The following is a 13,317-nucleotide window of genomic DNA, read 5'->3' as shown; positions in this document are numbered from 1 at the left end:
TTTATATAGATATGGCTTGTAGCATATGTTGAAAGAATATTTTAATTCTTTCTTCCAACGTAGGCTTCTTCTAAATCAATTTCCTTGATGTTATCTAGATCACTTAAATCCATGCCTTGATATACTGTCAAGAAACGATTTATCTCCGAATTGCTTATTTTAAGACTCCTTATTTTTAAGGCTTTTAATAATCCTCTTTTTATAAGCTCATATACTGTGGCTTTATCCGTTTTTAATCTCTTAACCGCATCTGATACAGACATTAAATAATCTTCCACTTATTTCAGCTCCCTTCTTTATTGCCTTATATCTTCATTAAACTTAAATACCTTTTCTACTTTTTCACCTAATGCAGATGATATTTTTTGCATAGTATTAAAACTTGGATTAGTTCTTTTATCCTTCGCCAGAAAACATATATAAGCAGAAGATAAACCTGTTTCTTTAGCTATAAATCCATAACTTAAGCCTTTTCTTAATCTTATTGAATCTATTCTGTTCAACTATTCCACCTCTTTTCTCTTAGTTAATGTTTACTGTAAGTAAATAATATCATATACTGACAGTAAGTAAAAATTGCAAATAACCTTATATTTTATCACAATCGTTAACTGGTAGCAAATAGTTTACTCATACTTTTATTATCTTAATTTTTCTTCAATTATTATTGATTTTTATTAACTGGTAGTATATAATATTTACCATGAGGTGATAAAATTGTTAGGGGATAATATAAAAAGAATTAGACTAAGTAAAGGCATAGGTCTTAACGAGGTAGCAAGACGTGCCAATATAAGTGGCGGATACCTCAGTTCTATTGAAAATAATAAAAGAACAAATGTAGGTACAGAGGTATTAGATTCTATAGCAAATGCCATTGGTGTATCAGTTAATGAATTCTTTGATGAAGATGGCACTGTAGAAGAAAAGCCTATAGATAGAATAAATAAAATAGTCAAAGACAACGGAATAAACACAATTGCAGCACACTTTGAAGGTGAAGAATTTACAGAAGATGATAAGGAAGATATAGAAAATTTCATAAAATATGTGTTATCAAAGAAAAAGAAAAAATAACTTTTTATAAAAAGTAAGGGGGATAACATATGGGGTTTGATGATTTAATCAATGAAGCTAGCAAAGAAGGTGTGAACGTTATTGAGATGAATTTTAAAGGTAAATCTAAAGGATACTATTTAGATAATGTAATTGCTATAAATGCTAAGTTAGAAACTACAGCTGAAAAACGTTGCACCTTGATTGAGGAAATAGGCCACCTTAAAACATCTTCTGGCAATATTCTTGATGCTAAAAATACAAGCAATAGAAAACAAGAAAAACGTGCTAGAAATTGGGCTTATGAGAAGTTAGCGGGAATAATTTCTATTGTAACCGCATTTGAAAAGGGCATTAGAAGCAAGTATGATTTAGCTGAATACTTAAACATAACAGAAAATTTTTTAGAAGAAGCTATTCAACACTATAGAGAAAAATATGGGGTGTGCTACGAAATAGATACATACGTTATATATTTTGAACCTAATTTTGGAATCTTTAAGAAGTTTTAAAGGAGGTGGTACATATGTGAAATAGCATATATTTTTTAACTAAATAACAGAACATAGGTTCTGATAAGGAGGATTTTAATGAAAGGTGGAGTTAGAAAGCGTGGCAAAACATGGAGTTATTATTTCTACATTGGAGAAATAAATGGGAAAAAGAAAATGAAAGAAAAGAGCGGCTTCAAAAGTAAACCTATTGCAGAAAAAGCAATGCGTGGTGCCCTATATGAATACGAGCATAGAAACTATATTGAGCCTAAAAAAATTATACTTACTCAATTTGCTTTAGAATGGCTAGATGGATATGTTAAACCCCTTCGGAAGATAACAACGTATAATAGATATAAAGAATTAGTTAACAAGTATTTATCACCCGCTATAGGGCATATAAACATAGTTGATATCCAGCCTATTCATGTTGAAAAAATGTTACTTGATATAAAAAAGGAAAATAGTATTGGTAATTCTACTTTACAATCTATTTATACAATAACCAATACAATAATGAATAGGGCATTAAAATTAAAGCTTATAAAGGATAATCCTTGCAAATATATAGAACGTCCTAAGAGAACAAATTTCAAACCTGATATCTTAGATGTGGATGAAATTGCTAAATTATATAGTGCTTTAGATAAAACTAATATATATGATTATATGTTCCACATAGCTTTAAGATTAACATTAGAATTAGGGTTACGTAGAGGGGAGCTTGGTGGGCTTGAATGGAAAGACATAAATGTAAAAGAAAATATAGTTACCATAAAGAACAATCTAATTTATAGCAATGGCCATGTTTATATGATTAACCCTAAGACAGACGAAAGCAATAGAAGTATTTACATTTCAGATGGAGCACTACAGCTATTAAAAGAACTCCATAAAAAGCAAGCCAAAAACAAGCTAAAATACGGTCAATTTTATATTAATAAAAATATTTTTGATAATAACAAATATGAGCTTGTAATGGTATGGCAGGATGGAAAATATATTCATCCCATGTATTACTTAAACAAATTAAAAAAAGTTTTAAAGAAAGCCAATATAAATAAAAATGTAACATTTCACAATTTAAGACATACTAATGCAACTCTTTTACTCCAAGAGGGAAATGATTTAAAAGTTATCCAGGAACGTCTTGGACATAAAGACATTTCTACTACCGCAAACATATATTCCCATGTAAATAAAAAGATGCAAAAACAAGCCACTGATAGCATTTCGAATTTGATAAACGGTAATTAGTATGGCAAGAGTATGGCAAAATAAAAAGCACTAAGCTACAAGCCTAGTGTTTTCAATGGGTAAGTAAGTCTATAAGCCGAGTTCTGTATTAGACAATCATCTATCTAGGCCTATTGTTACCAATAGGCTCCAGCGATACTACCCGAAAGCAAAGCGGGCCACTTTTTAATATGCTTTCCTATTCGATCTTGCTTCAGGTGGGGTTTACATAGCCGCAAAGTCACCAATGCGCTGGTGAGCTCTTACCTCGCCATTCCATCCTTACTAAAACAATAATTTCTTATTATTTTAGCGGTATATTTCTGTTGCACTTTCCTTCAGGTCACCCTGACTGGGTATTACCCAGCACCCTGCCCTATGAAGCTCGGACTTTCCTCTCCTGTAATTATACAGCAGCGATTGTCTGGCTTACTTACGAATTAAATAATATCATAGATAATAGTATATTACAATAAAAATCTGAAATAAATCTTAAATGGAATTAAATAATACTTAGAAATATTTATTAATTTTAAGATGTTTTATTACAACTTATTATCCTTCCACAATTATCACAGTAGACTATGCCTCTGCGATTCTTTACATTATCTATAGTCATAGCAGATACTTTCATTTTACATCCCAAACATACCCCTTCTGATAATCTGGCCGCTCCTGTTCCTTTAACAGAGGATAACTGATTAAACTTATCCAACAATTCTTTTGGAATCTGCTTCTCAATATCGTAAATATTCTGCTGAGCTTTTTCTATATTTTGCTTAATTCTAGTTATCTTCTCACTACTGTTTTTTTTACTTTTATGAAAATCAGTTTGGAGATCAACTAGCCTCTTCCCACTATATTTTTTTTGTTCTAACAACTCTTCCTCTTCATATAACAGTTTTAAATTTCTCTCTTCTAATTCTTTAACTTTATCTGCCTTTGATTCAATAGATTTTTCCAAAGAATTAATTAATTTTAAATCATATTTTGAATTTCCATATAATTTATTTTCTTCAGAAGATATTTCTTCCTTAACAATATTCAGTTTATTTTCAACACTTTCTATTTCTGTCCTATTCTTTTTTAGTTTAATATCTATGGATTTGTAATTTTCTTTTTCCTGTTCGAATTCATCTTTTATTTTTTTCATAGAATAAATACTCAAACCAGTTTTTAATTCTCTTTTAGCTTCTTTTATTATTTTTTTATTATCTTGAATTCCAATAAGCAAATCCAGCATAATACATCCTCCCTATTAAATTCAACTTCAAATATATAATGAAAGCATTAAATTAAAAAAGCAGAAATGAAACCAAATCTCACTTCTACTTATATTTATACGGACTTCTATTTACTTTTGATAAAATTACAGTATTACAAAATCCATCAGATTGTATTTTTTGCATTAAAAATTCTGCTATTCTTTTCATAGCAGGCCATTCTGTTTCAAAGTGACCGGCATCAATTACAGCAACTCCCTCTTCCTTCAGATCACTTACATAATGATATGTAGTATCTCCGGTAATTATACAATCTACACCTAATAGCTTTGCAGAGTCAAAATAACTTTCCCCACTTCCATTTATAACTGCTATTTTATTTATAATTTTGGATTCGCTTCCTGAATATTTCACCATAGGAATGTTTAAATTATCCTTTACTTTGTTGCAAAGTTCTTCTAATGTAACGGAAGATTTAAGCTTACCAATCCTTCCTATGCCACAATGATCTTTTCCATAACACTGGATATCTGAGGGATCAATTATATGGCAGGATGTTAACTGAAGTAAATTCATAATAATATCATTAATTCCTCCTTTTACAGAGTCCAGATTAGTATGAGCAGAATATACATTTATATTATTTTTTACTAATTCTATTATTTTTCTGCCAATTAAAGTATCTGTAGTCACACTATCCGGTTTTTTGAACAATAATGGATGATGGGTAAGTATCAGATTACACTTATTTTGTTTTGCCTCTTTTATTACTTCTAAAGTACAATCTAAAGCTATAAGTATAGAAGTTACCTTATCCTCCATATTTCCTACCATAAGTCCCACATTATCATAACTTTCCTTAAGTACAGAAGGAGCATATTCTTCCATTATATTATGTATATCTTTCACTCTTAAATACATTCCATCAGCTCCTGCAATTTTTTTATTTTATTTAGTAAATTTGCTTTTCTTTCATTGGCCAGTTCCGTATCTTTATTTATGCTCAAAATTATTTTATTGTAATTGTCAATTTTACTCTTTAAAAATTCAAAAATAAGACTATGCTTCTTTTTTACCAGTAATTCTCCTACCTCATAAAATATACTATCTATATATTGTATATTTTCATCATATGCTACTTTTATTATCTCATAAAATTTATTTTCGTCAATACATAATTCTTCATCTAATATTTTAAATCCACTGTTATATATGTACTTTCTCAGTACCTGGGAATGCTGCATAGGTTGAAGTATTAGAGATTTTGCTTCCTTAAACACCTCTAAACCCTCTTCTATTATATCCCTTATAAGATTGCCACCCATACCTGCAATTACTATTTCCTTAGCTTCCCCAGGTTCTATAGTGGAAAGTCCCCTGCCTAATCTACACTGTATTTTATCTTCTAACTTATGAAGCTTTATATTAAATTCTGCCTTTTTCATAGGCCCTTTATTTATATCTGAAGCTATAGCTCTTCCACAAATTTTATTTTTTATCAGGTAAATGGGCACATACCCATGATCTGTTCCTATATCTGCCATACATTGGCAATTATCCACCATATTTAATAAAGTTTTAAGTCTTATACTAATCTCCATATAATTCTCCATTCTAAAGTAAGCTAATTATCCAAATGTATAAATTATCTTTATCTGCATAACTAAAAAAATCACTGAAACTATAAGTGCTATATATAAAAACCTATAAGCATACTTTTCACCATATCTAGAATAAATATATCCTGCATAATACATACAAAACAATAACCCCATATTTAAGAGACCATAACTCATTTGTTTAAATGCAAACTGCCTACCTGTCCCAAATTCTATGGCCGTAAAATTAGGTTGAAAACTAAGAGGCATTTTATCAGGTAGTTTTCCCTGAAGATATAGTATTATTGGATTTAAAGTAATCAAAATTATAATTATGGCAGTGATTACAAAAGGTATAAAAAACTTTCTTTTTCTATTTAGATTAACAATTTTACTTAATTTGCTTTCCCATTCTGAATAAAGTATTTTTCTTTTATTTAATTCCATTTCAAATTCATAAAAATTTTCTGGAGATACAGCATAGCTTACCGTACCTGTTTTTAAATATATGACATTTTCAGTTGAGGTAACAAACATTTGAGTATTTCCTATTTTATGAATAAAAGATTTACCTATGGCAAATTTATTTTTGCCATAGCCTGATACTTTTACTCCCCTGATCCTACCCTTTGACTTCTGATACATTTGAATATCATTAAAAGAAATTTTTTCATTTTTCAATTTTAACATGCTAGTTATATATAGATTTTCCGAATCTATAAAATATTTTAAGGTTCCACATATTATGATATAGTACAGCTGATACAAATTAACTGCTACTAAAATGAATTTTAATAGGATTGATATCTCATAAGAATCTACATAATATATTAAAAATATTAATAAACTATTATATAAAATAGTCATCCCCAATATAATATATATACCTATTCCTTTTGCTGATTTATACTTCTTCACATATTCACCACCTTTTCAATACCTATTATAAAACAAACTGCATCTTTCGCCAAAATTATATCCTATATATAAAAGCACCTTGCAAATGGTGCTTTAATCTAGGTAATCTTTTAACTTTTTACTTCTACTTGGATGTCTTAACTTTCTCAGTGCTTTTGCCTCTATCTGTCTTATTCTTTCTCTGGTTACATTAAATTCTTTTCCTACTTCTTCTAAAGTTCTGGCTCTTCCATCGTCTAATCCAAATCTTAATCTCAATACTTTTTCTTCCCTTGGAGTTAAAGTGTCAAGTACATTTATAAGCTGTTCTTTAAGCATGGTAAAAGCTGCCGCTTCTGCCGGAGCTGGTGCCTCATCATCAGGTATAAAATCTCCCAAATGACTATCCTCTTCTTCTCCAATTGGGGTTTCTAAAGATACCGGCTCCTGTGCTATTTTCATAATTTCCCTGACTTTATCTACAGGCATCTCCATTATCTTAGCTACTTCCTCAGCATGAGGTTCCCTTCCAAGTTCCTGGAGTAACTGCCTTGAAACTCTTATAAGCTTATTTATAGTTTCAACCATATGAACAGGTATTCTTATAGTTCTAGCCTGATCTGCTATTGCTCTTGTAATTGCTTGCCTTATCCACCAGGTTGCATAGGTACTAAACTTAAATCCTTTCCTATAATCAAACTTTTCTACTGCCTTTATAAGACCTAAATTTCCCTCTTGAATTAAATCTAAAAAAAGCATTCCCCTTCCTACATACCTTTTTGCTATACTAACTACCAATCTTAAGTTGGCTTCTGCTAATTTCTTTTTGGCGATTTGGTTTCCTTCTTCTATTTTTTTTGCAAGGGACATCTCTTCTTCAGGTAAAAGCAAAGGTACTTTTCCTATTTCTTTTAAGTACATTCTTACAGGATCATCTATGGCAATGCCTTCTGGAACTGATAAATCTAAATTCTTTTCATTTAATTCCAGATCATGCATATCTCCATTTACTTCTATTCCCATAGATTCAAGTACCTCATATATCTTTTCTATTTGCTGCGGACTTAAATCTACTTCTTGTAATTCATCCATTATTTCTTTATAGGTTAAAGTGCCGTTTTTTTTACCTTTTTCTATGAGCTTCTTAACTAATTTTACTTTTGCACTTTTATCTTTCATTTACTTGCCTCCCTTGACCATTACTGTATTTCACCTATTCTTTTTTGTATTTCCATCAACTGTTGTGCAAACTCCAGAGATTCTTCTAAATTTCCTTTAGATTCACATTCCTTTATTTTTCCAATAATATTTTTTTTATATTCTTCCAATTTGTATTTTTTTATTCTATTTATAAAATTATGTAACATATTCATCCATTCTTCACTATCACACTGAACTTCTGTTTCCATAATATTTACCCATTCTTTAGATGTGTCTATATCTACACATTTTGATTCTATACACTTTTTTCTTTTTTGTGGGTCATCATACTTTATATTTTCAATTATATATTCATATATCTTTTTATGACTTTCTAGTATAAGTTCATCATTTTTTATTTTATTCAAACTATATTTAAAAGCTTCATTATTTTCTAGTATAAGCTTTAAAAAAGCCCTCTCTGCCTTTAAATATGCGGGTTCTAAATATAATTTTTGTCCAAAATTCATATCTATATTCACATTTACATCTTTTTTTACATTTTTTTGTGCAGTTATATTTAACATGTCATACAGTGTTTGTTCTTTTATACCTGTATCCTCCCATAATCTCTTTATATGTATTTCTCTTTCTATGGGATTTAACTCAACCAATATCTTCAATACTCTTTCCGTATACTTTACAACATCTTGTGGATTATTAAAATCTATATTCTTTTTTATATTTTTAACCCTATAATCTATTAAATCATCAGCTTTTTCTACAAGTTCCAAAAATGATTGTCTTTCATTTTTTCTAATAAATTCATCTGGATCCTTACCCTGCGGTATAGATAGGATTTTCACCTCAAGCCCCACATTTTTCAGTATGCTCATACTTCTTAGTGTAGCTATTTCACCTGCCTTATCCGCATCATAGGATAATATTACTTTATCTACATATCTTGCCATGAGCTTTGCCTGATTTACAGTGAGGGCTGTTCCTAAAGAAGCTACAACATTTTTTATACCATATTGATGGAGTGCTATACAATCCATATATCCTTCCACAATTATAAGAGTCCTAGACATATTACTTTTTATAGCAAAATTTAATCCGTAAAGATTTACACCTTTCTTAAACAAAGGAGTTTCTGGTGAATTTAAATATTTGGGCTTTGAATCATCTAATACCCTACCTCCGAACCCTATTATTTTCCCTCTATAATCAAATACTGGAAACATTATCCTGTTCCTAAATCTATCATAATAATTTCCTTTTTCACTTCTGATTATAAGTCCATTTGAAACCATATCTGACTCAGTAAATCCTTTGTTTTTCAAAAAACTCATCATATGATTCCAACCGTCATTAGAATATCCAAGGCCAAATTTCATTATGGTATGTTCCGTTATTCCTCGATTCAATAGATATGATTTAGCATATTTATTTTTATTTAGAGAATAAAAATAATATTTAGCTGCTTCTACATTTAATTTATATAAATTTTCAAATGTACTTTTCCTGTTATTTTTACTTAAATCTATATCTATATTTACTCTATCTGCCAACAATTCTATTGCTTCTAAAAAGCCTAAATTCTGTGACTTCATTACAAAAGTTATTACATTACCTGCCTCTCCACATCCAAAACATTTATATATCTGCTTATCTCTAGATACACTAAAAGAGGGAGTTTTCTCATTGTGAAAGGGACATAGTCCCAAGTAATTCCTACCTGATCTTTTTAAGCTTACTTTTTCGGATATTATATCTACTATGTCATTTTCCGCTTTGATCCTTTGAATGACATCTTCCGATATCACTAAATTCCCCCCTATCTCAAATTATTACGCTCAAGAATAAATATATTCGACATAAATTACTATATTCCTTCCTTAAAAATAAATATTTTTCTTTTTTTAATAGGAATATATTATATATAATATATTCTTTATAAAAATTAAATATCCTTCTGTGAAAATAAATAATTAAATTTACTATATTTATATTCGTATTTTACCCATATAATAGTAAAAATTATTCTTCAATATATAACAAATTTAGGCATATATATATTATTAAACTGCATAATACAATAATCGTCACTCATGCCGGATATATAATCTGATACCCCTCTATAAAGTCCTTCACTTTCCACAATGTCCATATAAAATTCAGGCATTTTATCTGGATTTTTTAAAAAGTAATTAAACACCTGTTCTAATACAAATTTAGCCTTATCTCTTTCATCTTTAAGTATATTGCCCCTATAAATTTTTTTAAACATAAATTCTCTTAGTATACTCAGGGCTTCAAATACTTCCTTACTTAAAGACACCTGGCTTATTCCTTTTTCAATATTATCTATAGTTGTATAAATACAGTCTTTTACCAGTGTATCTATTCTTTCACTATTGGTATTTCCTAGTACCTTTACTGAAGATGAAGGGATTTGTTCATTTTTTAACAGTCCTGCTCTTATGGAATCATCTATGTCATGATTTATATAAGCTATTTTATCACTATATCTAACTACCTGTCCCTCTAATGTCAATGCTTTTGACTTACTGGAAAAACCACTGTGATTTAATATTCCATCCAATACTTCTTCAGTTAAGTTTAAGCCTTTACCTAATTTTTCTATTTTAGTAAGTACACGCACACTATTTTCGCTATGATTAAATCTCTGAGGCAAAAGTTTATTTAACAGTTCCTCTCCGCTATGGGCAAAAGCTACATGACCTATATCATGTCCCATTGCTATAGCTTCTATTAGATCTTCATTTAATCCTATACCTTTTCCTATACTTTTCCCTATTTGATTTACTTCCAAGGTATGGGTAAGCCTGGTTCTATAATGATCTCCTTGGGTTTTTATATACACTTGAGTTTTATGCTTAAGTCTTCTGAAAGACTTACTATGTATTATTCTGTCTCTATCTATCATATAATCAGTTCTAATGTTGTCTTTTTCTTCATTTATACTTCTTCCCCTACTGTTAGAAGAAAGAGCGGCTTCTTTTATCAACATCAATTTTTCTTTATCTTCTATTTTTTGTCTTATATTCATAAAATCATCTCCTAAAGTTTATTATTGAAGATTGCTTTTTTAACAAGAAATGTATATTATAAAAAACTCTCTAATATTATTATAAGGAAAGAACTTTTTAAGGAGTTTTTGTATGGATTTATTATCTGAGGAAAATGTAAAAGAACATGTACTTCCAAAATACAATATGAAAAATGCAGATATAACTAGAATCAAATTTAAAGACACAAACAAACAAAGGGCAGTATATAAAATATCCTATTTAAATAAAGATTATTGTTTAAAAAAAGTATATTTTGATGAAAAAAATTTACTCTTTGTATATTCTGCAATAGAATGGTTGTTCAGAAATAACATAAAAGTTCCAAGAATACTGCCCACAATTAATAAGGACCGCTTTGTAAAATACAATAATATGCTTTTTATATTAACACCCTGGATAGACGGTATAAAATGCAATTATGATAATAGTTTCCATTTATTTAGCACTACTTTAAACCTGGCAAAAATGCACAATAGATCTAAAAACTTCATTCCGATAGATAACAGCTACAAAAGAACTAATTTCCAAAAAATATATACCTCCTTTGAAAAACATTTTAAACAACTTCTAAACTGTTCAAATTTATCTTTTAGATATCAAGATAAATTTTCTAAACTATTTTCAAAAAATTTTGAAGTTAATTCCACTCTGGCTGAAATAGCACTTACAGTATCTTCTACCATAAACTATCATAATTTAACTACATCTCTTTGTCACTTAGATTATGTAAATAAAAATATAATATTCGATAATAACAATAAAATTTGGGTAATAGATTTTGACAAATGCAGCATAGATTACTGTTCTCATGATTTATCTTACTTTCTAAGAAGATTTTTAAAGAGAACTAACATTAATTGGGATTTAAATACAGCTATAAAATGCTTATCTCTTTACGAAAAAATCTCTAGCTTAACCTTAGATGATTATAAGTATATCATTTCTTATCTATCCTTTCCTCAAAAATTTTGGAAAATATCTAGAGACTACTATAATAATATAACAAAATGTAATATGAACTCTTTTTTTTATTTATTAAAAAAGGCTTCTAATAATAATCTTAATCAATTAGAATTTATAATAGGCCTTGGAAAATATACAGAAAAAAAATTTAATACTCTAATTAATTAATTATCCCTGGAACATAAATAGGGTTCAGGTGGAGATAACATTTACCTATATAAACTCCACCTGAACCCCCTACTTCTGAGTCACTTAATTATTTTCTATAAAATATTCTTCTATACTTTCAAAACAGGCATTTACCATAAATTTTATTTCATCTTCATTAATAATATATGGAGGAATAAAATAAAGGACATCTCCAATAGGTCTTAATAATACTCCCTTGCCAAGAGCAATTTTATAAATTTCATACCCTACTCTTATTTCCCAGGGATAGCTTCTTTTAGTCAACTTATCTTCTACTATTTCAATAGCTGTTATCATACCTATACTTCTAACTTCCCCTACATGTTTTGATGTTTTTGCTTTTTCTAGTGCAAGCTTTTTTATTAGTTTGCCTTTTTTTCGATTATTTTCAATAATATTATCTTCTTTAAATATTTTTAAACTTTCTAAGGCAATGGCACAACTCATAGCATTACCTGCATATGTATGACTGTGAAGAAATGCTTTTCGTTCATTATAATTACCATAAAAACAATTATATATTTCATCCGTTGTCATAACTACAGACATGGGCATATATCCTGCGGAAATTCCTTTTGAAAGGCACATAAAATCTGGACTTATTTCAGCATGATTACAGGCAAACATTTTTCCAGTTCTTCCGAAACCAACTGCAATCTCGTCTGCAATAAGATGTACATTATACTTATCACAAATTTTACGAAGCTTCTTTAAATAATCAGGTGAATATATTTTCATACCTGCAGCTCCCTGAACCATAGGTTCAACTATTATAGCACTTATTTCATCATGTTTTTCTTCCATACACTTTTTCATACTTTCAAAACACTCTGCATTGCAATTATCTTTAGTATATCCATATTTACACCTATAGCAATCTGGTCCCTCTACTCTTATAGTATCTAAAAGAAGAGGCTTGTATATATTATTATACTCATCAATATCACAAACAGATAAAGCACCTAAAGTTTCTCCATGATATGCATTACTCAGAGCCACAAATCTTTTCTTTTTAGTGTTTCCTCTTTGCATATGATAATGAAAACTCATCTTTAAAGCTATTTCTACTGCTGAAGAACCATTATCGGAAAAAAATACTTTTGTTAACCTATCTGGCGTTATATTTACCAGCTTTTCTGACAAATCTATTGCAGGCTTATTTGAAAAATTTGCAAATATAACATGCTCGACATTATCTATTTGTTCTTTTATAGCCTTATTAATTCTTTTATTACTGTGTCCCAGGGTATTTGTCCACCAAGATGACACACAATCTAAATATTTATTCCCCTGAATATCGTAAAGCCATACTCCTTCTCCCTTTTCTATAACTATTGGATTAAACTCCTCATAATCTTTCATTTGTCCACAGGGATGCCATATATATTTTAAATCTCTTTTTACATAATTCCTCATAATCACACCT

General features: G+C 29.3%; 14 protein-coding genes and 1 other RNA gene. 4 read left to right on the top strand and 11 right to left on the bottom strand.

Annotation, left to right across the window (positions count from 1 at the left end):
- Positions 1–41 precede the first annotated feature (41 nt).
- Positions 42–278: a helix-turn-helix domain-containing protein gene (locus V7Q02_RS06175; RefSeq protein ID WP_333860139.1), complete on the bottom strand. Its 237-nt coding sequence runs from the start codon at positions 276–278 to the stop codon at positions 42–44.
- 18 nt (positions 279–296) lie between these two features.
- Entirely contained in the window at positions 297–503 is a 207-nt protein-coding gene (locus V7Q02_RS06170) for a helix-turn-helix transcriptional regulator (protein WP_333860138.1), read from the bottom strand.
- A 205-nt stretch (positions 504–708) separates the two neighbouring features.
- On the opposite strand from V7Q02_RS06170, the gene V7Q02_RS06165 reads away from it, so the two are divergent.
- The 3 genes from V7Q02_RS06165 to V7Q02_RS06155 all read left to right on the top strand — a co-directional run bounded on the left by V7Q02_RS06165 (position 709) and on the right by V7Q02_RS06155 (position 2,807).
- Positions 709–1,077 carry a helix-turn-helix domain-containing protein gene (locus V7Q02_RS06165; RefSeq protein WP_333860137.1) on the top strand — a complete coding sequence of 123 codons (369 nt, stop codon included), beginning with the start codon at positions 709–711 and terminating at the stop codon, positions 1,075–1,077.
- Positions 1,078–1,106: 29 nt separating this feature from the next.
- Entirely contained in the window at positions 1,107–1,568 is a 462-nt protein-coding gene (locus V7Q02_RS06160; protein ID WP_333860136.1) for an ImmA/IrrE family metallo-endopeptidase, read from the top strand.
- Between the two features lie 78 nt (positions 1,569–1,646).
- Complete coding sequence (locus V7Q02_RS06155) at positions 1,647–2,807, top strand: tyrosine-type recombinase/integrase (protein ID WP_333860135.1); 1,161 nt, start codon at positions 1,647–1,649, stop codon at positions 2,805–2,807.
- 56 nt (positions 2,808–2,863) lie between these two features.
- On the opposite strand, the gene rnpB is transcribed toward V7Q02_RS06155, so the two are convergent.
- The 8 genes from rnpB to V7Q02_RS06115 form a co-directional block, all read right to left on the bottom strand.
- Positions 2,864–3,222, bottom strand: an RNA gene (gene rnpB / locus V7Q02_RS06150) — RNase P RNA component class A.
- A gap of 96 nt (positions 3,223–3,318) precedes the next feature.
- Complete coding sequence (locus V7Q02_RS06145) at positions 3,319–4,029, bottom strand: zinc ribbon domain-containing protein (protein ID WP_333860134.1); 711 nt, start codon at positions 4,027–4,029, stop codon at positions 3,319–3,321.
- 85 nt (positions 4,030–4,114) lie between these two features.
- A complete protein-coding gene (locus tag V7Q02_RS06140) occupies positions 4,115–4,930 on the bottom strand; it encodes a Nif3-like dinuclear metal center hexameric protein (RefSeq protein WP_333860133.1) in 816 nt (271 codons plus the stop codon).
- Positions 4,921–5,610: a tRNA (adenine(22)-N(1))-methyltransferase gene (locus V7Q02_RS06135; protein WP_333860132.1), complete on the bottom strand. Its 690-nt coding sequence runs from the start codon at positions 5,608–5,610 to the stop codon at positions 4,921–4,923. Before V7Q02_RS06135 ends, V7Q02_RS06140 begins: the two co-directional genes overlap by 10 nt.
- Before the next feature lie 27 nt (positions 5,611–5,637).
- Positions 5,638–6,525, bottom strand: a complete 888-nt coding sequence (locus V7Q02_RS06130) for a PH domain-containing protein (protein WP_333860131.1) — start codon at positions 6,523–6,525, stop codon at positions 5,638–5,640.
- 93 nt (positions 6,526–6,618) lie between these two features.
- Positions 6,619–7,683, bottom strand: coding sequence for an RNA polymerase sigma factor RpoD (gene rpoD / locus V7Q02_RS06125; protein ID WP_333860130.1), 1,065 nt, complete (start codon positions 7,681–7,683; stop codon positions 6,619–6,621).
- 20 nt (positions 7,684–7,703) lie between these two features.
- On the bottom strand, positions 7,704–9,470 hold the full coding sequence (gene dnaG / locus V7Q02_RS06120; protein ID WP_333860129.1) for a DNA primase: 1,767 nt from the start codon (positions 9,468–9,470) through the stop codon (positions 7,704–7,706).
- Positions 9,471–9,691: 221 nt separating this feature from the next.
- On the bottom strand, positions 9,692–10,717 hold the full coding sequence (locus V7Q02_RS06115; RefSeq protein WP_333860128.1) for a deoxyguanosinetriphosphate triphosphohydrolase: 1,026 nt from the start codon (positions 10,715–10,717) through the stop codon (positions 9,692–9,694).
- Positions 10,718–10,829: 112 nt separating this feature from the next.
- On the opposite strand from V7Q02_RS06115, the gene V7Q02_RS06110 reads away from it, so the two are divergent.
- Complete coding sequence (locus V7Q02_RS06110) at positions 10,830–11,870, top strand: CotS family spore coat protein (RefSeq protein ID WP_333860127.1); 1,041 nt, start codon at positions 10,830–10,832, stop codon at positions 11,868–11,870.
- Between the two features lie 84 nt (positions 11,871–11,954).
- On the opposite strand, the gene bioA is transcribed toward V7Q02_RS06110, so the two are convergent.
- Positions 11,955–13,307, bottom strand: a complete 1,353-nt coding sequence (gene bioA / locus V7Q02_RS06105) for an adenosylmethionine--8-amino-7-oxononanoate transaminase (protein WP_333860126.1) — start codon at positions 13,305–13,307, stop codon at positions 11,955–11,957.
- Positions 13,308–13,317 lie beyond the last annotated feature (10 nt).

The sequence above is a fragment of the Clostridium sp. genome, from assembly GCF_036781005.1.
Classification (GTDB): Bacteria; Bacillota; Clostridia; order Clostridiales; family Clostridiaceae; genus Clostridium_B.
The sequence above is the reverse complement of the archived record's forward strand: the minus strand, read 5'-3'. Positions and strand labels throughout refer to the sequence as shown.

Bases quoted from the DNA above. Each gene is read 5' to 3' on its own strand.
- V7Q02_RS06110 (WP_333860127.1), top strand. From the start codon at position 10,830: ATGGATTTATTATCTGAGGAAAATGTAAAAGAACATGTACTTCCAAAA.
- V7Q02_RS06115 (WP_333860128.1), bottom strand. From the start codon at position 10,717: ATGAATATAAGACAAAAAATAGAAGATAAAGAAAAATTGATGTTGATA.
- V7Q02_RS06135 (WP_333860132.1), bottom strand. From the start codon at position 5,610: ATGGAGATTAGTATAAGACTTAAAACTTTATTAAATATGGTGGATAAT.
- V7Q02_RS06145 (WP_333860134.1), bottom strand. From the start codon at position 4,029: ATGCTGGATTTGCTTATTGGAATTCAAGATAATAAAAAAATAATAAAA.
- V7Q02_RS06140 (WP_333860133.1), bottom strand. From the start codon at position 4,930: ATGTATTTAAGAGTGAAAGATATACATAATATAATGGAAGAATATGCT.
- rpoD (WP_333860130.1), bottom strand. From the start codon at position 7,683: ATGAAAGATAAAAGTGCAAAAGTAAAATTAGTTAAGAAGCTCATAGAA.
- V7Q02_RS06155 (WP_333860135.1), top strand. From the start codon at position 1,647: ATGAAAGGTGGAGTTAGAAAGCGTGGCAAAACATGGAGTTATTATTTC.
- V7Q02_RS06160 (WP_333860136.1), top strand. From the start codon at position 1,107: ATGGGGTTTGATGATTTAATCAATGAAGCTAGCAAAGAAGGTGTGAAC.
- bioA (WP_333860126.1), bottom strand. From the start codon at position 13,307: ATGAGGAATTATGTAAAAAGAGATTTAAAATATATATGGCATCCCTGT.